General features: G+C 67.7%; 20 protein-coding genes. 10 read left to right on the forward strand and 10 right to left on the reverse strand.

Annotation, left to right across the window (positions count from 1 at the left end):
* Positions 1–142: 142 nt before the first annotated feature.
* The 7 genes from dxs to ASF26_RS13750 all read left to right on the forward strand — a co-directional run.
* The coding region (gene dxs / locus ASF26_RS13720; RefSeq protein WP_244475935.1) for a 1-deoxy-D-xylulose-5-phosphate synthase at positions 143–2082 on the forward strand (1940 nt) is incomplete at its 3' end.
* A gap of 274 nt (positions 2083–2356) precedes the next feature.
* On the forward strand, positions 2357–3397 hold the full coding sequence (gene hpnA / locus ASF26_RS13725; protein WP_056254956.1) for a hopanoid-associated sugar epimerase: 1041 nt from the start codon (positions 2357–2359) through the stop codon (positions 3395–3397).
* A complete protein-coding gene (hpnC, locus tag ASF26_RS13730) occupies positions 3394–4308 on the forward strand; it encodes a squalene synthase HpnC (protein ID WP_056254959.1) in 915 nt (304 codons plus the stop codon). The genes hpnA and hpnC overlap by 4 nt, the downstream gene beginning before the upstream one ends.
* Entirely contained in the window at positions 4305–5159 is an 855-nt protein-coding gene (hpnD, locus tag ASF26_RS13735; RefSeq protein ID WP_056254962.1) for a presqualene diphosphate synthase HpnD, read from the forward strand. The genes hpnC and hpnD overlap by 4 nt, the downstream gene beginning before the upstream one ends.
* A complete protein-coding gene (gene hpnE / locus ASF26_RS13740; protein WP_056254965.1) occupies positions 5159–6475 on the forward strand; it encodes a hydroxysqualene dehydroxylase HpnE in 1317 nt (438 codons plus the stop codon). Before hpnD ends, hpnE begins: the two co-directional genes overlap by 1 nt.
* Positions 6476–6513: 38 nt before the next feature.
* Entirely contained in the window at positions 6514–8511 is a 1998-nt protein-coding gene (gene shc, locus ASF26_RS13745) for a squalene--hopene cyclase (protein WP_056146495.1), read from the forward strand.
* Between the two features lie 146 nt (positions 8512–8657).
* The gene (locus tag ASF26_RS13750) at positions 8658–9338 is read left to right on the forward strand and encodes a phosphorylase (RefSeq protein WP_056254969.1); all 681 of its coding nucleotides are present in this window, start codon (positions 8658–8660) and stop codon (positions 9336–9338) included.
* Positions 9339–9433: 95 nt separating this feature from the next.
* Here the strand turns inward: ASF26_RS13750 and hpnH are convergent, their stop codons facing one another.
* The gene (gene hpnH / locus ASF26_RS13755; RefSeq protein WP_018044393.1) at positions 9434–10597 is read right to left on the reverse strand and encodes an adenosyl-hopene transferase HpnH; all 1164 of its coding nucleotides are present in this window, start codon (positions 10595–10597) and stop codon (positions 9434–9436) included.
* A gap of 604 nt (positions 10598–11201) precedes the next feature.
* Here hpnH and ASF26_RS13760 point away from each other — a divergent pair.
* Positions 11202–13868: an MMPL family transporter gene (locus ASF26_RS13760; RefSeq protein WP_056254973.1), complete on the forward strand. Its 2667-nt coding sequence runs from the start codon at positions 11202–11204 to the stop codon at positions 13866–13868.
* Between the two features lie 87 nt (positions 13869–13955).
* On the opposite strand, the gene hpnK is transcribed toward ASF26_RS13760, so the two are convergent.
* From hpnK to ASF26_RS13790, 6 genes are all read right to left on the reverse strand, one after another.
* Complete coding sequence (gene hpnK, locus ASF26_RS13765; protein ID WP_056254976.1) at positions 13956–14804, reverse strand: hopanoid biosynthesis-associated protein HpnK; 849 nt, start codon at positions 14802–14804, stop codon at positions 13956–13958.
* A 2-nt stretch (positions 14805–14806) separates the two neighbouring features.
* Positions 14807–15598, reverse strand: a complete 792-nt coding sequence (locus ASF26_RS13770; protein WP_056146488.1) for an SPFH domain-containing protein — start codon at positions 15596–15598, stop codon at positions 14807–14809.
* Between the two features lie 336 nt (positions 15599–15934).
* Positions 15935–17368, reverse strand: coding sequence for a hopanoid biosynthesis associated radical SAM protein HpnJ (gene hpnJ / locus ASF26_RS13775; RefSeq protein ID WP_018044397.1), 1434 nt, complete (start codon positions 17366–17368; stop codon positions 15935–15937).
* Between the two features lie 58 nt (positions 17369–17426).
* Positions 17427–18641 carry a bacteriohopanetetrol glucosamine biosynthesis glycosyltransferase HpnI gene (hpnI, locus tag ASF26_RS13780; RefSeq protein WP_056254980.1) on the reverse strand — a complete coding sequence of 405 codons (1215 nt, stop codon included), beginning with the start codon at positions 18639–18641 and terminating at the stop codon, positions 17427–17429.
* A gap of 106 nt (positions 18642–18747) precedes the next feature.
* Complete coding sequence (locus ASF26_RS13785) at positions 18748–19371, reverse strand: ABC transporter substrate-binding protein (RefSeq protein WP_056254983.1); 624 nt, start codon at positions 19369–19371, stop codon at positions 18748–18750.
* Positions 19362–20513 (reverse strand): flippase-like domain-containing protein, encoded by a 1152-nt coding sequence (locus ASF26_RS13790; protein WP_056254986.1) that lies wholly within the window; start codon positions 20511–20513, stop codon positions 19362–19364. The genes ASF26_RS13785 and ASF26_RS13790 overlap by 10 nt, the downstream gene beginning before the upstream one ends.
* A gap of 212 nt (positions 20514–20725) precedes the next feature.
* Between ASF26_RS13790 and ASF26_RS13795 the strand changes: the two genes are divergently transcribed.
* Both ASF26_RS13795 and ASF26_RS13800 read left to right on the forward strand, forming a co-directional pair.
* Positions 20726–21907 carry a hypothetical protein gene (locus tag ASF26_RS13795; RefSeq protein WP_056146623.1) on the forward strand — a complete coding sequence of 394 codons (1182 nt, stop codon included), beginning with the start codon at positions 20726–20728 and terminating at the stop codon, positions 21905–21907.
* A gap of 181 nt (positions 21908–22088) precedes the next feature.
* Complete coding sequence (locus ASF26_RS13800) at positions 22089–22916, forward strand: MipA/OmpV family protein (RefSeq protein WP_056254989.1); 828 nt, start codon at positions 22089–22091, stop codon at positions 22914–22916.
* A gap of 36 nt (positions 22917–22952) precedes the next feature.
* On the opposite strand, the gene ASF26_RS13805 is transcribed toward ASF26_RS13800, so the two are convergent.
* The 3 genes from ASF26_RS13805 to ASF26_RS13815 form a co-directional block, all read right to left on the reverse strand.
* Positions 22953–23186, reverse strand: coding sequence for a hypothetical protein (locus ASF26_RS13805; RefSeq protein ID WP_056254993.1), 234 nt, complete (start codon positions 23184–23186; stop codon positions 22953–22955).
* A 74-nt stretch (positions 23187–23260) separates the two neighbouring features.
* Positions 23261–23872 (reverse strand): glutathione S-transferase family protein, encoded by a 612-nt coding sequence (locus tag ASF26_RS13810; RefSeq protein WP_056254996.1) that lies wholly within the window; start codon positions 23870–23872, stop codon positions 23261–23263.
* A gap of 114 nt (positions 23873–23986) precedes the next feature.
* Positions 23987–25168 (reverse strand): hypothetical protein, encoded by a 1182-nt coding sequence (locus tag ASF26_RS13815; protein WP_056255000.1) that lies wholly within the window; start codon positions 25166–25168, stop codon positions 23987–23989.
* Positions 25169–25176 lie beyond the last annotated feature (8 nt).

Raw genomic sequence — 25176 nt, forward strand, 5'->3', positions numbered from 1 at the left:
CGATAGTGGCGTTATAGTGCGCGACGACCTCGCGGCGCGGAACGTTGTCATCACCAGGATCGTCGGCCCCTGCCCGAAGCCGATAGCGGCAGGTGGGGCGCCCTGTCGATCCGATATCAGATTCAAAGAAGTGAGTGAGCCATTGTCACGGATAGAAACCTCGATCCTCGACGGGCTTGACGAGACGTCTGCTCTTCGCGCGCTTCCCGAGAGCCAGCTTCAGGCGGTGGCGGACGCTGTGCGTCAGGAGATGATCGACGCGGTGTCGGTGACGGGCGGTCACCTCGGGTCGGGCCTGGGTGTGGTCGAGCTGACGGTGGCGCTGCATCACGTGTTCGAGACGCCCGACGACCGGATTGTGTGGGATGTCGGTCACCAGGCCTATCCGCACAAGATCCTCACGGGGCGGCGCGACCGGATCCGGACGCTGCGCCAGCCCGGCGGGCTGTCGGGCTTCACCAAGCGGTCGGAGAGCGTCTACGACCCGTTCGGGGCGGCGCATTCCTCCACCTCGATCTCGGCGGCGCTCGGCATGGCGGTGGCGCGCGACCTCGACGAGGCGTCGGCCAAGGCCAAGGGCGCGCCCGCGCCCAGGCGCCGCAACATGATCGCGGTGATCGGCGACGGCTCGATGTCGGCGGGCATGGCCTACGAGGCGATGAACAATGCCGGGGCGCTGCATTCGCGCCTGATCGTGATCCTGAACGACAACGACATGTCGATCGCCCCGCCGGTGGGGGCGATGTCGGCCTATTTCGCCAGGCTCGCCTCGGGCGGGACCTATCGCGGCCTGCGCGAGACCGCCAAGCAGCTCGGCAAGCTCTTGCCGAAGGCGATCTACCAGCGTGCGGCGGCGGCGGAAGAGTACGCCCGCTCCCTGGTGGTGGGCGGCGGCACGATGTTCGAGGAGATGGGCTTCCACTATGTCGGCCCGGTCGATGGCCATAACCTCGACCATCTCCTGCCGATCCTGAAGAACGTGCGCGATTCGGACCAGGGCCCGATCCTGCTCCATGTCGTGACCCAGAAGGGCAAGGGCTACGCCCCGGCCGAGGCGTCGGCCGACCGCTACCACGGGGTGGTGAAGTTCGACGTGCTGTCGGGCGTCCAGGCCAAGGCCAAGCCGAACGCACCGGCCTATACCCGCGTCTTCGGCGAGAGCCTGATCAAGGCGGCGGATGCCGACGACAAGGTGGTGGCGATCACGGCGGCGATGCCGGGCGGCACCGGGATCGACCTGTTCGGCAAGGCGCATCCGGACCGGACCTTCGATGTGGGCATCGCCGAGCAGCATGCGGTGACGTTCGCGGGCGGCCTGGCGACGGAGGGCTACAAGCCGTTCGTGGCGATCTACTCGACCTTCCTGCAGCGGGCCTACGATCAGGTCGTGCACGACGTGGCGCTGCAGAACTTGGCCGTTCGGTTCTGCCTTGACCGGGCGGGCCTGGTGGGTGCGGACGGGGCGACCCATGCGGGCGCGTTCGATCTGGCTTATCTCTGCTGCCTGCCGAACATGGTGGTGATGGCGGCCTCCGACGAGGCCGAGCTGGTCCACATGGTGGCGACCCAGCACGCCCATGACAGCGGCCCGATCGCCCTGCGCTACCCGCGCGGCGAGGGGGTGGGCGTCGACCTGCCCGAGCGCGGCGTGCCGCTTCCCATCGGCAAGGGCCGGATCGTCAAGCGCCCCGAGGGGGCGCGGGTGGCGCTGCTGAGCCTCGGCACGCGTCTGTCGGAGGCGCTGAAGGCGGCCGACCTGCTGGAGAGCGCCGGGATCGCCGTGAGCGTGGCGGATGCGCGCTTCGCCAAGCCGCTGGACGAGGCGATGATCCTGGATCTGGCGGCGAGCCACGAGGTCCTGGTCACCCTGGAAGAGGGTTCGGTGGGCGGGTTCGGCGCAATGGTGCTGCATCTCCTGTCGGAGAAGGGCGCTCTCGACACGGGCCGGGTGCGGGTTCGGACGCTGACGCTGCCGGACACCTACCAGGACCATAACAGCCCGGAAGCGATGTACGCCGAGGCCGGCCTCGACGCCGACGGCATCGTCAGGACCGTCCAAGCCGCTCTGCCTGAGCAGAAGGCNCCAGGACCATAACAGCCCGGAAGCGATGTACGCCGAGGCCGGCCTCGACGCCGACGGCATCGTCAGGACCGTCCAAGCCGCTCTGCCTGAGCAGAAGGCCGGACGCCTGCGTCTCGCCTGACCTGAGGCCCCCGGCGTGTGGCCGCGCACGGAAGTCTCCGTGTGTGGCCGCGCTGCGCTTGTTCGCCCCGCCTAACGATGAGAAAAGGCCGGGCGTGATGCCGGTTCGCCCCGGCGCGTCTCCCTGTCCAATCCCCTGACCCTACGAGAGAAATGACAGAGGCCACCTCCTCCGGCAGGTTCGACGAGAGCCGTTACGATGCCGGCCCGGTTCTCATTACCGGAGCGAGTGGGTTCCTCGGTGCCGCCCTCGTGGACGTGTTCCGCAAGGCCGGCTTCTCCGTGCGGATCATGGTGCGGGCCTCGTCCCCGCGCACCAACCTCGTCTGGAACGACGTCGAGATCGTCGAGGGCGACATGCGCGACCGCGCATCGGTCGCCGCCGCGCTCGCCGGCCAGCGCTACCTCGTCCATGCCGCCGCCGATTACCGGCTCTGGGCGCCGGACCCGGAAGAGATCGTCCGCACCAACCGCGACGGTGCCGTCATCCTCATGGAGGAAGCCCTCCGGGCCGGTATCGAGCGGATCGTCTACACGTCGAGCGTCGCGACCATCAAACCGCATGACGACGGCACGCCTGCCGACGAGATGCGGCCCCTCACCCCCGGCACGGCCATCGGCGCCTACAAGCGCAGCAAGGTCGTCTCCGAGCGCGTGGTCGAGGAGATGGCGGCCCGCAACGGCCTGCCCGTGGTCATCGTCAACCCGTCGACGCCCATCGGCCCCCGCGACGTCAAGCCGACCCCGACGGGCCGGATTATCGTGGAAGCGGCCCTCGGCCGGATGCCCGCCTTCGTCGATACCGGCCTCAACCTCGCCCATGTGGACGACGTCGCCTACGGCCATCTCCTGGCCCTGCGCCATGGCCGCACCGGCGAGCGCTACATCCTGGGCGGCGAGAACGTCCTGCTGTCGCAGATGCTCGCCGACATCGCCGGCATGGTCGGCCGCAAGGCGCCGACCATCAACCTGCCGCGCGCCGTGGTCTACCCGATCGCGTTCATCTCCGAACAGATGGCCCGGATCACCGGGAAGACGCCCTTCGCGACCATCGACGGCATCAGGATGTCGCGCTACCGCATGTTCTTCACCGATGCCAAGGCACGGGCCGAACTCGGCTATTCCGCGCGGCCCTACCGCGAGGGGCTGTCGGACGCCCTCGGCTGGTTCCGCCAATCGGGGTATCTGAAGTGACCGCAACCCTCGACAGCGCGACGGACGCGCGTTCGGGCAAGGGGCACAAGGACGAGAACTTTCCCGTCGCCTCCCACCTGATCCATCCGAAGAATCGCGGCGCGATCCTGGCGTTCTACGATTTCGTGCGTGCGGGCGACGACGTCGCCGACCATGCCGAGCTGTCGCCCGAGCGCAAGGTCGAGCTCCTCGACGACCTCGCCGATGCCTTGACCGGCAAGGGGCCCTCCGACCGCGAGGCGGAGCCGCTGAAGCGGGAACTCGCCGCGCGCGGCCTTCCGGCGACGCATGCTCTCGAACTCCTCGATGCCTTCCGCCTCGATGCGCGGAAGAACCGGTATGAGGATTGGGACGACCTCATCGCCTATTGCCGTCTGTCCGCGATGCCCGTGGGCCGCTTCGTCCTCGACATCCACGGCGAGGACCCGGCCGTGGTCTGGGGACCGTCGGACGCGATCTGCGCCGCGCTCCAGATCATCAACCACCTGCAGGATTGCGCGAAGGACTATCGCCGCAACGACCGGGTCTACCTGCCGCGGGACGTGCTGGAGCGCCACGGCGTCTCCGTGGAAGCGCTCGCCGCCGACAAGGCCTCCCCTGCCCTGCGCGCGGTCATCCGTGAACTCGCCGAGCGGACCATGGTCCTTCTCGACGAGGGCGCGGTGCTGCCCGACCTGATCGACGACCTGCGCCTGAGCCTCGAGATCGCGGCGATCCACCGCCTCGCCGTGGTGCTCACGAAGGGGTTGCTCACGCGCGACCCGCTTTCCGAGAAGGTCCATCACGGCAAGGCGGGCTTCGCCCTGACGGCTCTGGGCGGAATCGCCTCGACCCTGGCGCGGCGTCCGTTCCGCTCGCGCATCCTGCGCCGACAGTCCACGCGTGTCGCGAGTCAGGGAGCGCAGTCATGAGCGCCACCGCATCACCCGCCCAGGAACCCGCGATGACGCAGGACGCCGCCCTGCCGGCCGCCGGGTCCTCGTTCTACACCGCCATGCGGCTGCTGCCGAAGGATCGCCGCGAGGCGATGTACGCGGTCTACGCCTTCTGCCGTTCGGTGGACGATGTCGCCGACGACGGTGGCCCGGCGCCCGTCCGCGCGGCCGAACTCGACCGCTGGCGCGCCGATATCGATGCCCTCTATGCCGGCAATCCGGCTCCGCGCGTGCGCGACCTCGTGGTGCCCGTCCGCCGCTACGGATTGCTGCGCGAGGATTTCCAGGCGGTCATCGACGGCATGGCGATGGATGCGTTCGAGGACATCGTCGCCCCCGACGAGGCGACACTCGATCTCTATTGCGACCGCGTCGCCAGCGCGGTCGGGCGATTGTCCGTGCGCATCTTCGGCCTGCCGGATGCCGACGGCATCCGCCTCGCCCATCACGAGGGCCGCGCACTTCAGCTCACCAACATCCTGCGCGACATCGACGAGGATGCCGAGCGCGGCCGCCTCTACCTGCCGCGCGAGAAGCTCGCCGCCATCGGCCTCGCCGATCCGACGCCCCAGGCCGCTATCGCTCATCCCCGCATCGGTGAAGTCTGCATCGCCGTGGCGAGGGAGGCGGAGGCCCATTACCGCGACACCTGGACGATCATCGACCGCAATCCCCGCAAGGAGACGAAGGCCCCTCGCCTGATGGCGGGGGCCTACCGGCTCTATCTCGACGCGGTGCTGAAGCGCGGCTGGGCCATGCCCCGCGCGCGCGTGAAACCCTCGAAGCTCGCCCTGCTGGGCGTCGCGCTTCGTCACGGGATCCTGTGATGACGGGACAACAGACCGGAACGGTTCACGTCGTCGGCGCGGGGCTGGCGGGCCTTTCGGCCGCCGTGTCGCTCGCCGAGCAGGGGCGCCGCGTCATCGTGCACGAGGCCGCCAAGCAGGCGGGCGGCCGCTGTCGCTCCTATTTCGATTCGACGCTGGGCCTGACCATCGATAACGGCAACCACCTGCTGCTGTCGGGCAACCGCTCGTCCCTCGACTTCCTGAAGCTGGTGGGCGCCCCCGCCGATGCCCTGACCGGGCCGGACGAGGCCGAGTTTCCCTTCGCCGACCTGAAGACCGGCGAGCGCTGGACCCTGCGGCCGAATGCCGGCCGTGTGCCGTGGTGGGTGCTGCAGGCCTCGCGCCGCGTGCCCGGCAGCCGCGCCATGGATTACCTCGCGCCCTTGAGCATCCTCCGAGCCGCCTCGGGCAAGGCCCCCGGCCGGGCGGGCACGATCGGCGAGCGCATGGAATGTTCCGGACCGCTCTACGAGCGCCTCTGGCATCCGGTGCTGCTCGCCGCCCTCAACACCGATCCGCAGGAAAGCGATGTCGGCCTCGCCGCCACGATCCTGCGCGAGACCCTGGGCGCGGGCGGCGCCGCCTGCCGGCCGCTCATCGCCGTGGGCGGTCTCTCTGTCGCTTTCATCGACCCCGCTTTGGCCTATCTGGCCAAGCACGGCGCCGAGATGCGATTCGGCCGTCGCCTGCGCGGACTCGGTGCCGATGCGGGCCGCGTCGATACGCTGCTGTTCAGCGACGAATCGATCACGCTCGGTCCCGACGATTCGGTGGTTCTAGCCCTGCCGCCTTGGGTGGCGTCCGATCTCCTGCCGGGCCTGGCCGTTCCGCAATCCTACCGCTCGATCGTCAATGCTCACTTCGCGATCCTTCCTCCACAGGGCTCGCCATTATTGCTCGGCGTGGTGAATGGTCTGACGGAATGGCTGTTCGCCTATCCGGACCGACTGTCGGTGACCATCAGCGGGGCCGACCGCCTGCTGGATGTGCCGCGCGAAGACTTGGCGAAGCAGATCTGGGCCGAGATCTCGACTTTGACCGGACTTGCACCGGAACTGCCAAGCTGGCAGATCGTCAAGGAGAAACGGGCGACCTTTGCGGCGACGCCCAAAGAGGCCGCACGGCGCGCGAGCGCCGTGACGGCCCACGACAATCTCGTCCTGGCAGGCGACTGGACCGCGACCGGCCTGCCATCGACGATCGAGGGAGCGATCCGTTCGGGAACGACGGCCGCACAGGCGCTTCTCAAGGGAGCGCGTGGACGCGGTGAAGCTATGACGCGCGGCGCGGCGTGAGAGAGGGGCCGCGTCAGGCGGCGCTTGAGGCGAGGACGATGCGAGAGGCATTCAAGAAGGTCGAGACGCTCCAGCGTCCCAAGACCCAGGAGATTTCCCTGGACGACGTCGAACATGGAGTCATGCGGGCGACGCAGGCCCTGACGAATCTCGTCCATGCGGACGGGCATCTTTGCTTCGAACTCGAAGCGGATGCGACGATCCCGTCCGAATACATCATGTTCCACCAGTTCCGGGCGACGACCATTCCGCCCGACCTGATGGCCAAGATCGGAAACTATCTGCGCCGCACGCAGGGCAAGCATGGTGGCTGGTCGCTGGTCCACGATGGGCCGTTCGACATGAGCGCCAGCGTGAAGGCCTATTACGCGCTGAAGTTCGTCGGCGACTCGATCGAGGCCCCGCATATGCGGCGTGCCCGCGAGGCCATCCTGTCGCGCGGCGGTGCGGCCAATTCCAACGTGTTCACGCGATTCCTGCTGGCTCTGTTCGGCGAGGTGCCGTGGCGCGCCGTGCCGGTGATGCCCGTCGAGATCATGCATCTGCCGAAGTGGTTTCCCTTCCACCTCGACAAGATTTCCTATTGGGCGCGCTGCGTGATCGTGCCCCTGCTGGTGCTGCAGGCCAAGAAGCCGCTGGCCAAGAACCCCCTCGGTCTCGGCGTCTCCGAATTGTTCGTGACGCCGCCCGACCACGTCCGGTCCTGGCCCGGCAGCCCGCACGCGACCTGGCCGTGGACGCCGATCTTCGGCGCCATCGACCGCCTGCTGCAGGTCACGCAGGATTATTTCCCGAAGAAGCGGCGTCAGCGCGGCATCGACAAGGCCGTGGCCTGGACCAGCGAGCGCCTCAACGGCGAGGACGGTCTCGGCGCCATCTTCCCGGCCATGGTCAACACCGTGCTCATGTACGAGGTGCTCGGCTATCCGGCCGATCACCCGCAGGTTCGGATCGCCTGCGAGGCGGTCGAGAAGCTCGTGGTGGTTAAGGAGCACGAAGCCTACGTCCAGCCCTGCCTCTCGCCGGTCTGGGACACGGCCCTTGCCGGCCATGCCCTGCTGGAAGCCGGCGGACCCGATGCCGAGCATCAGGCACGGCGCGGGCTCGACTGGCTGCGTCCGCTCCAGGTGCTCGACATCAAGGGCGATTGGGCGGCCGGCCGCCCCAATGTCCGCCCCGGCGGCTGGGCATTCCAATACGCCAACCCGCACTTCCCCGACCTCGACGACACCGCAGTGGTGGTGATGGCGATGGACCGGGCGACGCGCCAGCACGGTCTCGTCGCCGACGTGCCGGATTACGCCGTCTCCATCGCCCGCGCCCGCGAATGGGTCGAGGGTCTGCAATCGAGCGATGGCGGCTGGGCGGCGTTCGACGCCGACAACAACCACCATTACCTCAACAACATCCCGTTCTCGGATCACGGCGCCCTGCTCGATCCGCCCACCGCCGACGTCACGGCGCGCGTCGTCTCGATGCTCTCGCAGCTGGGCGAGACCCGTGAGACCTCGAAGGCACTCGATCGCGGCGTGAAATACCTCCTCGACGATCAGGAGGAGGACGGCTCCTGGTACGGTCGCTGGGGCATGAACTTCATCTACGGCACCTGGTCGGTGCTGTGCGCCCTCAACGCCGCCGGTGTCGACCCGGCCTCGCCGGAGATCCGCCGGTCGGTGGCGTGGCTCATCCGTATCCAGAACCCGGATGGCGGCTGGGGCGAGGACGCCTCGTCCTACAAGATCGATCCGGCCTTCGAGCCCGGCTACTCCACCGCCTCCCAGACCGCCTGGGCGTTGCTGGCGCTGATGGCGGCGGGTGAGGCCGACGATCCGGCCGTGACGCGGGGCATCAACTACCTCACGCGCACGCAGGGAGCCGACGGCTTCTGGTCGGAGGAGCGCTACACGGCGACCGGATTCCCGCGGGTCTTCTACCTGCGCTACCACGGCTACCCGAAGTTCTTCCCACTCTGGGCCATGGCGCGCTACCGCAACCTCAAGCGCAGCAACACGCGGTCCGTCGCCTACGGGATGTAGGTTCTCCTCGACCCTCTCCCCTCTGCGGGAGAGGGTGCCTGCAGAGCAGCGGGAGGGGGCGACCTCTCCAGAGATCTCCCGACCCTCGCTGACGCGAGGGCCACCCTCCCCCGCAGAGGGGGGAGGGTGTGCTGGCTGGACATCCCATGCTTCCCATTCTCGCCGTCACCGGCCTCTCCAAGGAGGCCCGGCTCGCCGCCGGTCCCGGAATCGAAGCCGTGGGGGCCGGCGGGTCGCCCGCGCGCCTGCGTGCGCTGCTCGACGCGCGCGTGACGGCAGGCTGCCGGGCCGTGGTGAGTTTCGGCATCGGGGGAGGACTCGATCCATCCCTGCTCCCCGGCGACGTGGTGATCGCCACCGGCATCGTAGGTGACACGGGACGCCGCGAGACCGATGTCGTCTTGCGCGACGCGATTCACTCCGCCCTGTCGAGAGCCGATCTGACGACGCACTCCGCCGACCTCGCCGGCGTCGACGCGGCGGTTCTGAGCGTGGCCGCGAAAGTGGAACTTCATGGCCGCACCGGCGCAGCGGCGGTCGATATGGAATCTCACGTCGCGGCGGATTTCGCGGCCCGCCATGGCCTTCCGTTCGCGGCGATCCGCGTGGTCTGCGACCCGGCCGGGCGCGCTCTGCCCGCCTTCGTCGCCACCGCATTGAAGCCGAACGGCGATCCCGACATTCCGGCCGTTCTCACGGCGCTCGCCCGGCGACCCGCGCATCTGCTGGCGCTGATCCGCCTCGCCCGTGATTCGGGGCGGGCCTTCGCCGCGCTCTCCCAGTGTCGGGCCAGTCTCGGCCCCAACCTTGGCCTGCCGAGCCCCTGACGCTGCCCGACTTCACGTCGGCACACACAAAAAAGCCCCGCGCTGCATCGGCAGCGCGGGGCTTTCGTTTCAAGCACGCATCGCGTGCGGCGGGTTCAGGCCGCCGTGCGGTTGCGCGCCTCGCGCTTGGTGTCGACGCCCGAAGCTTTGATCTCGGACAGCTTCTGCGCGACGTTGCGCGAGAATACGAACTCGGCGGGGCGCTGGTTCTCGAGGCTGACCTCGGGAGCCATCTCGCCCTCGGTCTTGATGCCGCGGATGGCGTGGATCAGCGGCTTCCAGGGCTTCTTCACGGAATCGACCACCGAGGACGCTTCGTAGCCCGAATGGACCATGCAGTCGGCGCACTTCTCGTAGTTGCCGGTGCCGTAGGAATCCCAGTCGGTCTCCTCCATTAATTCCTTGAAGGTCGCCGCATAGCCCTCGCCGAGCAGGTAGCAGGGCTTCTGCCAGCCGAACACGGTGCGGGTCGGGTTGCCCCACGGGGTGCAATGGTAGGTCTGGTTGCCGGCCAGGAAGTCGAGGAACAGGCCCGACTGCTGGAAGGTCCAGTTCTGGCGGCCCTTCTCCTTGCCGTGCCGGAACACGCCGCGGAACAGGTCCTTCGTCGCCTTGCGGTTGAGGAAGTGCTGCTGGTCGGGCGCGCGCTCGTAGGCGTAGCCGGGCGAGACGGTGATGCCGTCGATCCCGAGCTTCGTCACGGTGTCGAAGAAGTCGGCGATCTTGTCCGCCGAGGAATTGTTGAAGAAGGTGCAGTTGATGGTGACGCGGAAGCCCATCTCCTTGGCCTTCGCGATGGCGGAGACGGCCTTGTCGTAGACGCCGCGCTGGCACACCGACTGGTCGTGCATCTCCTTGTCGCCATCGAGATGGATCGACCAAGTGAAGTACGGGCTGGGCTTGTAGTCCTTGATCTTCTTCTCGAGCAGCAGCGCGTTCGTGCACACGATCGCGAACTTCTTCTGCGCGATGATGCCTTCGACGATCTGCGGCAGATCCTTGTGCAGAAGCGGCTCGCCGCCGGCGATCACGACCATGGGTGCGCCGCACTCACGCACGGATTCCAGAGCGTCGGCCACCGGCAGGCGCTTGTTCAGGATCTCGTCCGGATAGTCGATCTTCCCGCAGCCGGCGCAGGCGAGATTGCAGCGGAACAGCGGCTCCATCATCATCACGAGCGGGTAGCGCTTGCGACCGGTGAGGTGCTGCTTGAGAATGTAGCCGCCAATCTTCGCGACGTAACGGAGGGGAATACCCAAGACGCGGCTCCTTGTTTTTGGCCCCGATATGAACCGGTGCATTACCGCGAAAAGCGGCGAAATTCCAGCGCACTAGGCTGGAACCGATCTTGATCCGCCCGCGCGGCCAGCGCACGATGCGTGTTTGAGCGGTGATGGGGCAATACGGCCACAGGGGAGGCGCATGTCGTCGCGCTTCCGATACTGGCGATATCCTGTCCTTATGCCGAACCGTGGTGCTTTTTCCTATTCGGCCAGCGAATGTCAGAACTGCGCGCCCTTGCAACGACGGGTGTCCCGCCCACGGCCTTGGACAACGTTCCGTCGCGGCGTCGACAGGGTGCGGTGCGCAGGCGCACATGACTTCGACCGCAGGACGAGAGGATGGGGCCGCGTTGCATTTCCGCCTGCCGATGAGTACGGACACCCTCGTTCGAGGCTGGCCGTCGCGGAGGCATGACACGTCTCGATATACCGCCGGGACTCGTGGATTGCCTCGACAGGTGGTAACCGACCCTTGGACCAAGACCGGTTCCGCGCCGAGATCGTCGCCTGTCCCTCGCATCCGCGACACCGGCCGCTCTCGTCCATGTGGGGCCCGCGTCGCTAGTCAGGCAGGATACTTGTGATCGAACGTCTCGTTGCGTTTTCCGTCCAACGCCGCTGGTTGGTCATCGGCCTGGTGGCGCTCCTCACTGTCGGAAGCGCGGCGCTCGCTGCCCATCTCTTCCGGATCAACACCGACGTCGAGCGGCTCATCGACACGGATGTGCCCTGGCGCCAGGACGAGATCAACTACGAGAAGGCGTTTCCGCAACGGACGGGCACCCTCGTCGCCGTCATCGACGGCAAGACGCCCGAGGTCGCCGAGCAGGCCGCGGCCACGTTGGCCCAGGCCCTCCTCGACCATCCGAATCAGATCGAGACGGTCTACCGCCCGGATGGCGGTCCGTTCTACGACAAGAACGGCTTCCTGCTGATGCCGCAGGAAGAGCTCACCAAGACCATGGATCAGCTCGACCAGCAGCAGGGGCTGCTTGGTCCGCTCGCCGCCGACCCGTCCCTCCGCGGCCTCATGCGGGTGCTCGGCCTCGGTGCCCGGGGCATCAAAAGCGGTGACGCCAAGCTCGAGGATCTCGACGGTCCGATGACGCGGATCAACGAGGTGCTGCGCAAGGTGCTGGCGGGAGAGCCGGCCCGCCTCTCCTGGCAGCTGCTCCTCTCCAACGGCAAGGCCCAGGGTACGGAACTCCGCAAGTTCATCATGATCCAGCCCAAGCTGGATTACGCGGCGCTCCAGCCGGGCGCCGAAGCCTCCGCCCTGGTCCGGCGCATCGCCACCGACCTGAAGATCAACACCCTCGGCGGCCTCGACGCGGCGGACAACCCGCGCATGCGCCTCACCGGCCCGGTGGCCGTGGCGGATGACGAATTCGCCACCCTCGCCGAGGACGCGTTCCTCAACTACAGCGTCACGGCCGGCGCCATCATCCTGTTCGTCTGGCTGGCCCTGCGTTCGGCCTCCCTCGTCGGCGCCGTCCTGATCACCACCTTCGCCGGCCTCATCGTCACTGCGGCCCTCGGCCTGCTGATGGTGGGCGAGCTGAACCCGATCTCCGTGGCCTTCGCCGCCCTGTTCGTGGGGCTCGGGATCGATTTCGGGATCCAGTTCGCGGTGCGATACCGGGCCGACCGGTTCGAGCAACCGGATCTGGCGAACGCCATCCGTGCCGCCGCGCGGGGCGTCGGCTGGTCCTTGAGTCTCGCCGCCATCTCCCTTGTGGCGGGGTTCTTCGCGTTCCTGCCCACGGCGTTCCGCGGCGTGTCCGAGCTCGGCCTCATCGCCGGCGTCGGTATGATCGTCGCCTATCTCTTCTCGCTCACCCTGCTCCCTGCCCTCATCGCGGTGTTCAAGCCGAAGGGCGAGGCGCGGGCCGTGGAGACGACATGGCTCGCCGGCGTCGACCACTGGATCATCCAGAACCGCAAGATCGTGCTCATCATCGTCGGCGTGATCACGGTGGCGGGTATCCCGCTGCTGTTCAAGCTGCCCTTCGATTCCAACCCGATGCACCTGCGCAGCACCAAGGTAGAATCGATCTCGACCTATCTCGACCTGATCAAGGACCCGGAGACGAGCCCCAACCTCATCGACGTGATCGCGCCGAACGTACAGGCGGTGCCCGAGCTCGCGGCCAAGCTGAAGGCCCTGCCCTCGGTCGCCCGGGTGATCGACATCGACACGTTCGTCCCCCCGGATCAGGATCAGAAGCTCGCGACCATCGCCGAGACGGCCGAACTCCTCGGCCCCATCCTCAACCCGGCGAGGAAGCCGCCGCCGCCCACCGACGCCGACACGGTGAAGGCGCTGAAGGAAGCGGCCACCGCCCTCAAGGGCATCGCCACCGGTGACGCCGCCGGAGCCAAGGCCGCGGGTGCTCTCTCCGGCACCCTCGATTCCCTCGCTTCGGCCACGCAGCAGCTGCGTCAGGCCGCCAACGTGGCGGTCACCACCGATCTCGCCACCTTGCTCAACCGCCTGCGCGGCATGCTGGCCCCCGAGAAGGTCACCCTCGCCAACATTCCGCCGAAGCTGAAGGCCGAGTGGATCGCCGCCGACGGCCGCGCCCGAATCGAGGTGCATCCGAGTGGTGACGCCAACGACAATGTCGTATTGCGCCGTTTCGCCAAGGAGGTGCAGACCGTGGCCCCGCACGCGACCGGCGCGCCAGTGGCGACGACCTCGTCGAGCTACACCATCCTGGGCGCCTTCGTGCAGGCGGCGCTGACGGCGCTGGTGGCGATCTTCATCATCCTGTCGGTGGCCCTGCGGAAGCCCTGGGACGTAGCGATGACCCTCGGCCCGCTGGTGCTCGCCACGCTATGGACGCTGATGGCGCTGCATGTGGTCGGCATGCCGCTCAACTTCGCCAACATCATCGCCCTGCCGCTGATGCTCGCCGTGGGTGTGGCCTTCCACATCTACTACGTCATCGCCTGGCGGGCGGGCGTCACCGACATGCTGGCCTCCAGCCTGACGCGGGCGATCTTCTTCTCCGCCCTGACCACCGGCACGGCCTTCGGCTCCCTGGTCCTGTCGAGTCATCCCGGCACGGCCAGCATGGGCAAGCTCCTCGCCCTGTCGCTGTTCTTCACCCTCATCGCCGCGTTCTTCGTGGTCCCGGCCTTCCTCGGCCCGCCGCCGAAAAAGCCGGACCCGAAGCGCCCCGAGGGCGAGGACGCCGTGGCCGGGTTCAGGGCGGCGAAGCCCGAGCCCGTGGCCGTGAAGTAGGGCCAGGGACCGGTCCGTAAAAAAGCGGCCGTCGCGTGAAGCGACGGCCGCTTTTTCTTTGATGGGGATCCTGTCGCAGTCGACCGGCTACGCGAAATCGGAAAACCCGCCCCTCACCGCCCCGGATGCCGCCAGGGCCGCGATCGTCTCCGGCGCGATCAGGGCGTCGCGCTCGGCGCCATAAGCATAGCCGGGTGCCTCGCCCGGAAAGCCGCCGCCGGTGGCGGGATGGGTATAGAGCTCGGTCAGGCCGTCGGGCAGTTGGCCGAGGAGCCCCGCCACGCGCCGCAGTGTCATCGCGCCGGACCATGCCAGCCCCAACGTGCGATCGGGGATCAGCAGGCCCGCCTGACGGGCGCGGACGGCGAGGAGGCCGGCCCAGGGGGCGATGTCGAGGGCGGGTTTCGGATTGGCCCCCGGCTCGGCGGCGCGCAGCACGGCGCGAGGCTCGCGCGGCACCCGGATCGCCCGCATGCCGTAGCCGCGGCCGATCGCCAGGACGCGCCCGGCGATGAGGGGATGCACGTGGAAATGCTTGTGGGCGTTGACGTGGTCGAGGGGGAGGCCCGTCGCCTTGTACGCCTCGAACTGCGCCGTGATCTCCGCCGAGAGCTGACGGCGCGCCGATGGCTTCACCGCGAGGTCGAGGCCGAGGCGGCCCATGTCGCTGCGGATCAGGCCGTCCGGTCCGACGAGGTCGGGCAGGTCGGCGGCGGGCAGGGTCGGCCACGCCTCCACCATGACGAGGTGGAGGCCGACGCGCAGGGATGGCAGGCGCCGTGCGCGCGCCACGGCGTCCGCCGCGGCGGGCGCGCCCACCATCAGGCTGGCGGCCGTGAGGATGCCCTCTCGATGGGCCTGCTCCACCGCCTCGTTGACCGCCAGGCTCAGGCCGAAATCGTCGGCGGTGACGATCAGGCGTTTCTTATGGGCCACGCTCAGTCCTCGTCAGAGTAAGCTGCTCCGCCACCGGGCGCCGATGCGGCGAAGGCCTCGCGGCCGAGCACCAGGGTCGCTCCGCCCTTGCCGCCCGACGTCGAGAGCGCCTGGAGCAGGCGCAGGTTCATGAGTTCCGGATTGCCCTTCAGCATCCGGGCCGAATTGGCCAGGGAGCGAAGGGCGGCCTGCTCGGCGCGCGCCCGCTCCAGGGAGGCCTGGCCCTCGAGCCGCGCCCGTTCGACCTCGGCATAAAGCCGGCGAACCTCGGGTGGCAGGGTCACGGCGCTGACGGTCACACCGGTGATCCGGCAACCGGCGACGGGCCTGTCGAGGAAGGCGAGAAGTGCGGCGTCGAGGGTGGGGCGCTCGGACAGCAGGGTTTCGAGCGTACGGGCCGCCGCGAGCCGGATCAGGGCATCGGTTCCTGCGCGCTGCAGGCTGTCCCGGTAGCGGTTTTCATGGGCGACGCGCGGTTCCATCACCTCGAAGACCAGCGTGGCCGACAGGCGGAAGGAAAGCCGGTCCCCGCTGGTGACCTCGACGCCGTGCAGGCCTTCGAACGTTGGGACGTTCGGCAAGGTCACCACGAGACGGTCGCCCCACCCGAGGGTCCGGTAGCGCCCGGGCGGCAGATCTCCGGCAAAGCGCCCGTCGCGATAGAGCAGCCCGTGCTCCCATTCGTGCACGATGCGGGACAGGGGGCCGCGGAACGCGCGGTGCGTCCGCGTGATCGCGAGGCCGCCCACGAAGGCGAACGCGCCGACGACGAAAAGGATGGACAATTCGGACATCGCACCCTTCCCCTTGGCCGGTCACCCTCCGGCGCCGCGGGGACGGGGCGGAGGCGCGTGGCCTGCAGGGCCCGATCCCGGCTGCCCGAGGGCCGGCGCCGGAGAGCTTTCGAGGCTGCCGAAACAGCGGAACGACGAATCCTCTCATCGCTGACCGCGCCGGAAGGCGTCGCGCGACCGGTTCCGTCGGGGGAAGCGTCTAGAGCATGATGCGGAAAGGGGGAACCGGCTTTTTCGCCTCTCGCCCGCGGCTCTGCGACCGACCGGGTCCCTGCCGGAAACGAAAACGGCCGGGCAGCGAGCCCGGCCGTCATGCGTCGATGCGAGAGCCGAGGCTCAGGCGGCCTTGGCGGTGCCCTGGCGCTCCTTGAGGAAGCGGTAGAACTCCACGCCTTCGCGCAGGCGGCGCTTCATCATGTCGGGCGAACGGACCATTTCGGAGACGATGGAGGCGATCTTCGGAGCGCGGAAATAGAACTTCCGGTAGAACTCCTCCACCGCCGCGAAGATCTCGGAATGCGACAGGTGCGGGTAATGCAGCGGCGCGATCTGCACGCCGTTCTCGTCGACGAGCTCGGCGTTCGCGATGTCGAGCCAGCCGTTCTCCACCGCCTGCTTGTAGAGGAAGGTGCCCGGATAGGGGGCTGCCAGCGATGCCTGGATCGTGTGCGGGTTGATGCGCTTGGCGAAGGCGATCGTCTCCTGGATCGTCTCACGGGTCTCGCCGGGCAGGCCGACGATGAAGGTGCCGTGGATGGCGATGCCGAGGTCGTGGCAATCCTTGGTGAACCGCTCGGCCACCTCGACGCGCATGCCCTTCTTGATGTTGTTGAGGATCTGCTGGTTGCCGGATTCGTAGCCGACGAGAAGCAGGCGCAGGCCGTTCTCCTTGAGCACCTTCAGGGTGTCGCGCGGAACGTTCGCCTTGGCGTTGCACGACCAGGTGACGCCGAGCTTGCCGAGTTCGCGGGCGATTTCCTCGGCGCGCGGCAGGTTGTCGGTGAAGGTGTCGTCGTCGAAGAAGAACTCCTTCGTCTGCGGGAACTCCTTCAGGCAGTACTTGATCTCTTCGATCACGTGCGCGACCGAGCGGGTGCGGTAGGTGTGGCCGCCCACCGTCTGGGGCCAGAGGCAGAAGGTGCAGCGGCTCTTGCAGCCGCGGCCGGAATAGAACGAGATGTAGGGGTGCTTGAGGTACCCGATGAAGTACTTCTCCATCTGGAGATCGCGCTTGTAGACGCTCGTGACGAACGGAAGCTGGTCCATGTCGGTCATGATCTCGCGGTCCACGTTGTGGATCACGACACCGTTGGCGTCCCGGTAGGACAGGCCTTTGATCTCGGACATCGGAGTGCCGTCGGCGACTTCCTTGACGGTGAAGTCGAACTCGTTGCGGGCGCAGAAATCGATGCACGGGGCCTGGGCCATGGCGCCGGCCGCGTCGACCGCGACCTTGGCGCCGATGAGCCCGGCGATGAGCTTCGGGTTGGCGGCCTTGAGCGCCTCGACGGTCTTCACGTCGGACTTGAACGACGGCACCGAGGTGTGGAGCACCACGAGGTCGAAATCATTAGCCTGAGCCACGATCTCGGGAAGCTTGATGTTGTGCGGCGGCGCGTCGATCAGCTTCGAGTTCGGCACCAGGGCCGCCGGCTGGGCGAGCCAGGTCGGGTACCAGAACGACTTGATCTCGCGCTTGGCCTGGTAGCGGGAGCCCGCGCCGCCGTCGAAACCGTCGAAGGTGGGAGCCTGGAGGAAAAGCGTGCGCATGGGGTTCAAGGCCTCAGCGAGAAAGGAAAAAGGGCGGACGGGACGCTAAAAGCGAAGATCAGAGCGAGGATGCACCAGCATCGTGGCCGAGGCTTCGCTCGGGGATCAGTGTGCCATCTGCAACCACCCGATAATCGTGACCTTTCCATGTCACCGCCCCCGAGACGAAGCTCCAGGAGAAGTTCATGAAGGAGAGGATGTCGCGAATCGGCAACAGCCAGTAGGGGTGCGGAGCGAGGCCGAAGGCGCGCTCCAGGCGGACGCAGAGGATGATGCGGCAGGCGAGCGCCAGGGCCGCCACCACGAGGCCGCTCGTATCGGCGCCGGGGATCAGGGCACCGATGAGGGCCAGCGGGAAGGCGTGGGTGACGATGGAGCCGGCATAGCCGGCCGGATCGACGTTGCGGATGGTCCGGTTCCAGCGCAGCTCGTGCTTCCACAGGCCGGCGAGATCGGTGTCGACGCAGGTATGCCCGATGGTGAAGGTCGGGATCGCCACGAGGCCGCCCCTGGCGCGGAGGGCCTCGCCCACGGCGTAGTCGTCGGCGAGATCGTCGCGGAAGGCCTCGAAGCCGCCCATCTCGGCCAAGGCCATGGTGGTGAAGGCGATGGTCGAGCCGAAGCAGGGCTTGGCGAGGCCGAGCGAGGTGCCCATCACGACGTTGGGCAGGAACTGCACGTCGATGGCCAGCGCCGAGAGATGCGCCCAGATTCCGCGATGGGCCGGCACGCCGTGATAGAGGCAGGTGACCCCGTTCACGCCCGGCTGCCCGAGTTCGGCGACGATCCGTTCGAGATAGTCGGGCCTTGCCACCATGTCGCTGTCGGCCAGCACGATCACGTCATGGGCGATCTGAGCCGACATGTTGATGAGGTTGGAGACCTTGCGGTTCGAACCGTGCTGGCGCGCATCGATGACGAGATCGAGCTTCAGGTCGGGATAGATTTCCGCGAGGCGGCGCACCACGGCTATCGCCGGATCCGTGGCGTTCTGGACGCCGAACACCACCTGGACCGGCCCGGCGTAATCCTGACGGACGAAGGTCTCGAGGTTTTCGTAGAGATTGGGCTCCATGCCGCAGAGCGGCTTCAGGATGGTGACCGAGGGGCGCGTGGCGTTCGCCGCCAGGACCGGGACGGGGCGGCGTGCGTAGCGGCCCGCCAGGAAGGCCGCCGCCAGCCCGTAGACGCAGCCGGCCAGGGCCATGAGCTGGAACACGAGCGAGAGCCAGCTCAGGCTCGCCGAAGGCAGATCCGTCAAGGTGAGGTCCATGATGGGCGAAGCTCGGTCACGGTTTGGATGAGGGTGCCGCTGGGTCGGGAAGACGGCACGGGTGGGATCGTTGGGCCAGGCCCGGCGAGGGGCGTCTGGCCTGCGTCTAAGGCTTTGGTTTGGCGGCGAGCATCGCCGCCGTCCGATCGCGAAGGAATTTCAGCAGGCTTTCCGCCCCGCCCGCCTTCAGCGGGTCGGCGAAGCTGCCGCGCATGGCGGCGATCTCGCTGACGTTGCCGTTGAGGTAGACGTCCTGGATGCGGTTGCCCGAGCCGACGAGGTAATCGATCTGCGAGGCGTCGCCATCCGCATTGGCGACCTCGGTCTGGACCACGCGGTTCTGCCCGCGCGCCTCGCTCTCGGGCTTGATGTCGAACTTGCCGCCGGCAGCCTGGGACAGGCGGGTGGCATAGGTCGCGGTGAAATACTGTTTGAAGGCTTCCGTCAGGGCGCCCTGCTGCTCGGGTGTGAAGCCCTTCCACTTCGCACCCACGGCGACCCGCGCCATGGTGGCGAAATCCATGCTCTGGTCGAGGGCCGGGCCGATGACGAGCGCCCGGCTCTTCACGTCGGTCTCGGGCGCCTTGAGCGCGCCCTCGAAGCTGGCATAGAGCCCGCGCACGGTCTGCACCGCCGCGTCCTCGGCGGCGCGGGCAACCGTTCCCGACAGGAGGGTGACGGCGAGGAGGGTCGAGGCGGTGAGCCCCGATGCGAAGCCGCTCACGCGCATTTCCGCAGCGTCCCCATATCGCTCTCCATCGACCGCAACACGGTGTGGTTTCCCACGAGGTTGGCGGGCACCCGCGACACCGGCATAGCGTCCAGGTTCACCGCCCGGGCGATGTCACCCCCGGCTTTCACCGTTCCCTGCTCCACGGATACCGGCTCCGGAGACGTCCGGTCTTCCGTGTCCGGCGCGCCCGTCTTGCCTTCCATGAAGTGCCAGGCCACCAGGCCGGGCACGCCGACCATGAGATCGGCCAGGCGCTTCACCAGGGAGAGCGCCAGGGCTGCCTCGGCGGGGATGTCGAAGATCGCGCAGAGGGCGATGAGGCCGCCCTCCTGCGCGCCCAGCGCCCCCGGCACCGCGAAGGCCGCGCCGCGGACCGCCTGGGCCAGGCTCTCGATCACGATGGCCTCGGCCACGGTCACCGGATAGCCCATGAAATGCAGCGCCACGTAGACCTCGGCCGCGCCGATGATCCATCCGATCATGTGCACGCCCATGGCGCCGATGACCCGCTTGGGCGAGGAATAAAGTCTGCGCAGGCCGTCATAGAGCACGTCAACCGCGCCGAGCGCCCGCCATTCGCGGGCGGCAGCGAAGCGGTTCAGCATGGCCTGAATGATGCGGTGGCCGCTGCGACGCTGGATCAGGAAGAAGGCGCCGAGGGCCGGGGCGGCGATGGCGAGACCGCCGGCGACGGTGCGCACTACGGGGCCGTCGCCATGCAGCCAAGCGAGCAGGGCGACGCCGCCGACCGTGAAGAGGAACTGGGTGACCGCCTGCGTCATCAGGTCGACGAACATGCTGGCGCCGGCGAGCCCCCCGGAGACGCCGCGCTGCGCCAGGAGTCGGGCGCCGACGAAATCGCCGCCGACGGTGGCTACGGGAAGAAGCGTGTTGATGCCCTCGCGGACGAAGCGCAGGGAGACGCAGTTCCACAGGCTCGGGCGGTCGGCCCGCGGGAACACGGCGAACCAGCCGAGCCCGGCCCAGCCCACAGCGACGGCGCGTACCACCACGACGATGGCGGCGCCCCAGCCGGCGCTCACCAAAGCGGCGGCGACATCATCCAGTCCCGAGGACAAGAACAGGCCTGCAACCGTGCAGAGGCCGACGATGAGGGCCAATGTCGTCAGACGCTTCATGATCCCCCTTCGACCGTCGGCGCGGACGATTTTTTAGAGAAATTCACCGACCCCCCGGACGAAAAACCTTCCGGAAAACGTTGGCATCATCGGAAGTTGCAGCTTTGGATTTCGTTGTCTATCACCCGATAGACACAGTGCGGGCCAAAGCGGCGATGGGGCCTGAGCCTCGAAGAAACCGCCGCATTTAAGGCGCGACCAAGGGACGAATGATGGACCGCGAAGCTTTCACCACGGCCCGGGACGCCGTGCTCGCCGACGCGCAGATCGATGCTTACGACACCGCCCCGGCCGACTATCGCGGCACCCCCGCCCCGAAATCGCCGGTCATGGCATGGAACGAGTGGGACCCTCTTGAGGAGGTGATCGTCGGCAGCCTCGACGGCGCGACCATTCCGTCCCACCACCTCACGGTGATCTTCAACCTGCCGCGTGCCGCGCAGCCGTTCTACCGGTTCGCCGCGGGCTTCCGCTATCCGAAGTTCATGAAGAAGCTCGCCCAGGCCGAGCTCGACAACTTCATCACGATCCTCGCCGGCGAGGGCGTGAAGGTGCGCCGTCCCGATACGGTGGACTTTTCGCGCAAGTACAACGCACCGCGCTGGTCGTCCCGCGGCTTCTGCGTCGCCTGCCCGCGCGACCCTTACCTCGTCATCGGCGACGAGATCATCGAGAGCCCGATGTGCTGGCGCTCGCGCTATTTCGAGGGCGATGCCTATCGCTCGCTGTTCAAGGAATATTTTCGCAACGGCGCACGATGGACCTCGGCGCCCCGGCCGCAATTGACGGACGAGCTCTACAATTACGATTACCGCGTGCCGAACCTGAAGGCCGGCGAGCCGATGCAGTTCACGGTCAACGAGTTCGAGCCGGTCTTCGACGCGGCCGATTTCGTCCGCTGCGGCCGCGACCTCTTCGTCACCCGCTCCAACGTGACCAACCTCATGGGCATCGAGTGGCTGCGCCGCCACCTCGGCTCGGGCTTCCGCGTCCACGAGATCGAGAGCCGCTGCCCGCAGCCGATGCATATCGACTCGTCCTTCATGCCGCTGGCACCGGGCAAGGTGCTGGTGAACCCGGACTATATCGACGTCGAGAAGCTGCCCGCCGTGCTCAAGAAGTGGGACGTGCTGATCGCGCCCCGCCCCGACCCGGTCGAGGGCTTCATGAGCAAGATCTCGATGTGCTCGCCCTGGACCTCGATCAACGTGCTCGCCATCGACGAGAAGAAAATCGTCGTGGACGCCAGCCAGCCGACCTTGATCAAGGCCCTGAAAGATTGGGGTTTCGATCCGATCCCGGCGCCGTTCCTGTCCTACGGGCCGTTCGGCGGCTCGTTCCACTGCGCGACCCTCGATGTGCGCCGTCGCGGTGCTCTGAAGTCCTACTTCTAGCCTCGAGATCGCTTCGGCGCGCCTGTCGTGCCGAAGCGTCTATCCGACAGTGCCAACATAGGTCTGTCGTCACGTCGGGTTTGTCGTGATGCGTTAGGGATTTGTGTCTATGACATCGCTCATGGACACGATGTTTCCCAACCCATCCTCGCGCCCTACTCGACGGACGGGGCTTGCCGTCATGCCGGCCCTGGCTCTCGCGGGCTCGTTCATGGCGGTAAGCGGCGCTGGGGCCGCCGACCTCATGGAGATTCAGCGGCCACCGACCTTCCTCGCCCTCGACCAGAACCTCTGGGTCGTGACGGTGACGGCGACGGTACAGGCGACCCCGAGTTTTCCGGGGTCGAACGAGTATACCGCCATCGGCTACCCGTCGATCAGCATCGCCAAGGCCGGTACGCCACGCCGGTTCTCGTCGCCCGATGACGGGATCAGCTTTACGCTCTACGATTCGCCGCTCTTCAATGCCGGCCTGACGGCGGAGTACGTGCCCGGCCGCTATTACGGCGACAACCGGCGGGACCTGTTCGGTCTGCGCGATGCCCAGTTCGCCATCGAGCCGGGTGTCTTCGTCGAGTATTACCCCACGCAATGGCTACGCGCCCGGGCTGAGTTGCGCCATGGGATCTTCGGGCATCACGGCTTCGTGGGCTCGCTCGGCGCGGACGTGATCCAGCCCTTCGACCGCTGGCAGGTCTCGGTGGGCCCGCGCTTCAACTTCGGCGATGCCAGCTTCGCCCGCCGCTATTTCGGTGTCCAGCCATTCGAGGCGGCGCTCAACGGGACGCTGACCCCGTTCCGGCCCGACAGCTACGTCACGGTCGGCGCCTTGGGCGCTGCGACCTACACGTTCGACGAGCGGTGGGCCGCGACGGGATATGTCGGCTATAACCGCATCGTCGGTTCATCCGCCGACAGCCCGCTGGTACGCCGCCAGTTCGGATCGCAGAACCAGTACACGTTCGGTGTGAAGGTGAATTACAGCTTCACCACGCAGCCCTGGTTCTAGAAAACACCGTCCGAGGCGGGCCGTACGCAACCTGTTTTACCCGGCGACCCGGGTCCGGACTCTTCTGCTCGGCACCGGCGGCGTCGCGAGGGCCCGTCGCCACGTGATTCCGGCGAGGGCGATGGCGAGTCCGTATTGAAGCAACCCGTTCTCGGCGAGGTCTACCGGCGCGATCTGTGCCTGGATCGCCCAGCGCGTCAGGACGTTGAGCAGGATGAGGCCGGCGCAGAAGGCGGCGGCGGTGATCAGGGCGGCGACGAAATCGGGCATGGCACGACCTCCGGAGAACCGGATTTTCAACTAGCAAGGCGCGCGCCAGCCTTTCCCCACGAGCGATGTCCGGTTCAGGCCGCCGACGGCTTCGTCGCCTCCATGGCGGGGTGGGCGGCAAAGCCCGTGAACCAGGCCGCCAGATCCGGGTACTCCTGCTTCCAGCCGAGCTCGGCGAAGCGCAGATCGAGATATCCGAGGGCGCAGGCGATGCTGATCGTCCCGATATCGACCCGGTCGGCAAAGCCTCCCGCCTGGTCGTCGAGGGCCGCCAGTGCGCTTCGTATCTTGGCCTCCTGGCCGCCCATCCAGACGACGGAGCGTTCCGAGGCGTCGCGGGCCGTGAGTTCGTAGCGGATCAGCAGGGCCGCATCGAGGATGCCGTCGGCGATGGATTGCTCGTTGAGCGCCGCCCAACGGGCGGGGCCGGCCGGGGGGAACAGCCCTCCCCCGGCGCGGGCGTCGAGATATTCGCAGATCACCCGACTGTCGGCCAAGGCGTGGCCCTCATCGTCGAGGAGTGTCGGAACCTGCGCCATCGGGTGATGGGCGAGGATGGTGCCGTCGCGCTTCACCGGATGCGCGGCGCTCGGCAGCAACTCGATACGGTCGACGATGCCCAGGACATGAGCGCAGGCCATGACCTTCCGCGCGAAGGGCGAGAAGTGCGAGTGGAACAGCTTCATCGGGACCTTCCGGGCTCGGATCGTCGGTGTAAGGGGGAAACGGCCCGCTTTCGGCAGAAGCCGCCGCGAAGGCAAGCCCCGGCGACCTGCCGATCGTGCGCGAAGGGGCTGGGATCAGGGCCGGCGCGTGGGCTTCGGCTTGGGCTGTGCGACGGAAGCAGGGACCGGGGCCACCGGCGCGGCCACTCGCGCGGGGCGGGGCGTTTCCACGGCGAGGCGCTTCACCGGCCAGCCGTCGCTCCAGCGCTCCATGTCGCTGAGACGCGGATTGGCCTTGAGGCTCGCCGGATCCCCGCCGAACGCCGCGGCCGCTGCCAGATCGAACGTCTTCCAGTAGGCGAGATAGTCGAGGCTGTCCGCCCGGGAATTGTTGAGCTGAGCCAGCAGCGTCGTCTGTTCGCCGGTCAACGACATGTCGGCCGACCATTTGAACGGGGCCGGCGGCTGCTTGGGATCCTTCGGGGGCTCCGGCGGCAGCTTGATGGCACCCCCATCATAGGCAGTGTCCACGGCGCCCGGCGAGGTCAATGTCGCGGTGAGCGAAGGGAAGCCGTGATCGTCGGAGAGCGCGCGGATGAAGAGCTTGCGCTCGGGCGCGACGGCACTCGCTTCGCGCAGGAGGCGTCTGGCGGCGAGGTCGGCGGCGCGGGCATCCCTGTCTCCGATGACGGTGATGACCAGGGTCTCGGGATCGATCTTCGACAGGTCGCGCAAAACGACCCCCCGGGATTTGGCATCGCTCGCGATCCCGCCCGGCATGATCGCGAAGACGAGGCGAGGCACCGGCAGGCCCGCATCGCCGGCATCGGCGGCGAGGTTGGCGGCGATCGGTGCGCCCGCGAGGTGGCCGATCAAAGCGACGCGCTTCAGGTCGGGCTTGGCATCCGGGTCGGTCTCGAGATCCGCGAGGGCGGCCTTCACGAGTTTCTCGGCATTGCCGGTGGCATCCGCCGGCCTCGTCCGGTTGATCTCCTGGAAGCGGGGAAACACGACGAGATACCCGGCTCTGGCGAGGTGATCGATCCATGCCCCATAAGGCTGCGGGTTGGGCGAACCCCAGGCGTGGAGGAAAACGACGACGGGTCGCCCTTCCGCCGGTGCCGCGCCGGCCGCGTGGAAGACGAAGGTTGCCGCACTGGGTCGCCCGAGCGCCCGTTTCACAATGGAAACGGAGCGGTCTCCGACCCCGCCTGGGCCTTCGGCGGGCTGATTGGGCGGTGTCGCGCCGAGGACCGGTTCGCACAACGACGCGACGACGAGCGAGGCGCCGAGAACGAGGCAGGCTTTCAAACGCATGACGGGCT

Source organism: Methylobacterium sp. Leaf93, from assembly GCF_001422345.1.
GTDB classification, from domain to species: Bacteria; Pseudomonadota; Alphaproteobacteria; order Rhizobiales; family Beijerinckiaceae; genus Methylobacterium; species Methylobacterium bullatum.

Excerpts from the sequence above, each read along its gene's own strand:
- hpnA (WP_056254956.1), top strand. The coding sequence starts at position 2,357 with ATGACAGAGGCCACCTCCTCCGGCAGGTTCGACGAGAGCCGTTACGAT.
- hpnD (WP_056254962.1), top strand. The coding sequence starts at position 4,305 with ATGAGCGCCACCGCATCACCCGCCCAGGAACCCGCGATGACGCAGGAC.
- hpnE (WP_056254965.1), top strand. The coding sequence starts at position 5,159 with ATGACGGGACAACAGACCGGAACGGTTCACGTCGTCGGCGCGGGGCTG.
- shc (WP_056146495.1), top strand. The coding sequence starts at position 6,514 with ATGCGAGAGGCATTCAAGAAGGTCGAGACGCTCCAGCGTCCCAAGACC.
- ASF26_RS13750 (WP_056254969.1), top strand. The coding sequence starts at position 8,658 with ATGCTTCCCATTCTCGCCGTCACCGGCCTCTCCAAGGAGGCCCGGCTC.
- ASF26_RS13770 (WP_056146488.1), bottom strand. The coding sequence starts at position 15,598 with ATGTCCGAATTGTCCATCCTTTTCGTCGTCGGCGCGTTCGCCTTCGTG.
- hpnJ (WP_018044397.1), bottom strand. The coding sequence starts at position 17,368 with ATGCGCACGCTTTTCCTCCAGGCTCCCACCTTCGACGGTTTCGACGGC.
- hpnI (WP_056254980.1), bottom strand. The coding sequence starts at position 18,641 with ATGGACCTCACCTTGACGGATCTGCCTTCGGCGAGCCTGAGCTGGCTC.
- ASF26_RS13785 (WP_056254983.1), bottom strand. The coding sequence starts at position 19,371 with ATGCGCGTGAGCGGCTTCGCATCGGGGCTCACCGCCTCGACCCTCCTC.
- ASF26_RS13790 (WP_056254986.1), bottom strand. The coding sequence starts at position 20,513 with ATGAAGCGTCTGACGACATTGGCCCTCATCGTCGGCCTCTGCACGGTT.
- ASF26_RS13795 (WP_056146623.1), top strand. The coding sequence starts at position 20,726 with ATGGACCGCGAAGCTTTCACCACGGCCCGGGACGCCGTGCTCGCCGAC.
- ASF26_RS13800 (WP_056254989.1), top strand. The coding sequence starts at position 22,089 with ATGCCGGCCCTGGCTCTCGCGGGCTCGTTCATGGCGGTAAGCGGCGCT.
- ASF26_RS13805 (WP_056254993.1), bottom strand. The coding sequence starts at position 23,186 with ATGCCCGATTTCGTCGCCGCCCTGATCACCGCCGCCGCCTTCTGCGCC.
- ASF26_RS13810 (WP_056254996.1), bottom strand. The coding sequence starts at position 23,872 with ATGAAGCTGTTCCACTCGCACTTCTCGCCCTTCGCGCGGAAGGTCATG.
- ASF26_RS13815 (WP_056255000.1), bottom strand. The coding sequence starts at position 25,168 with ATGCGTTTGAAAGCCTGCCTCGTTCTCGGCGCCTCGCTCGTCGTCGCG.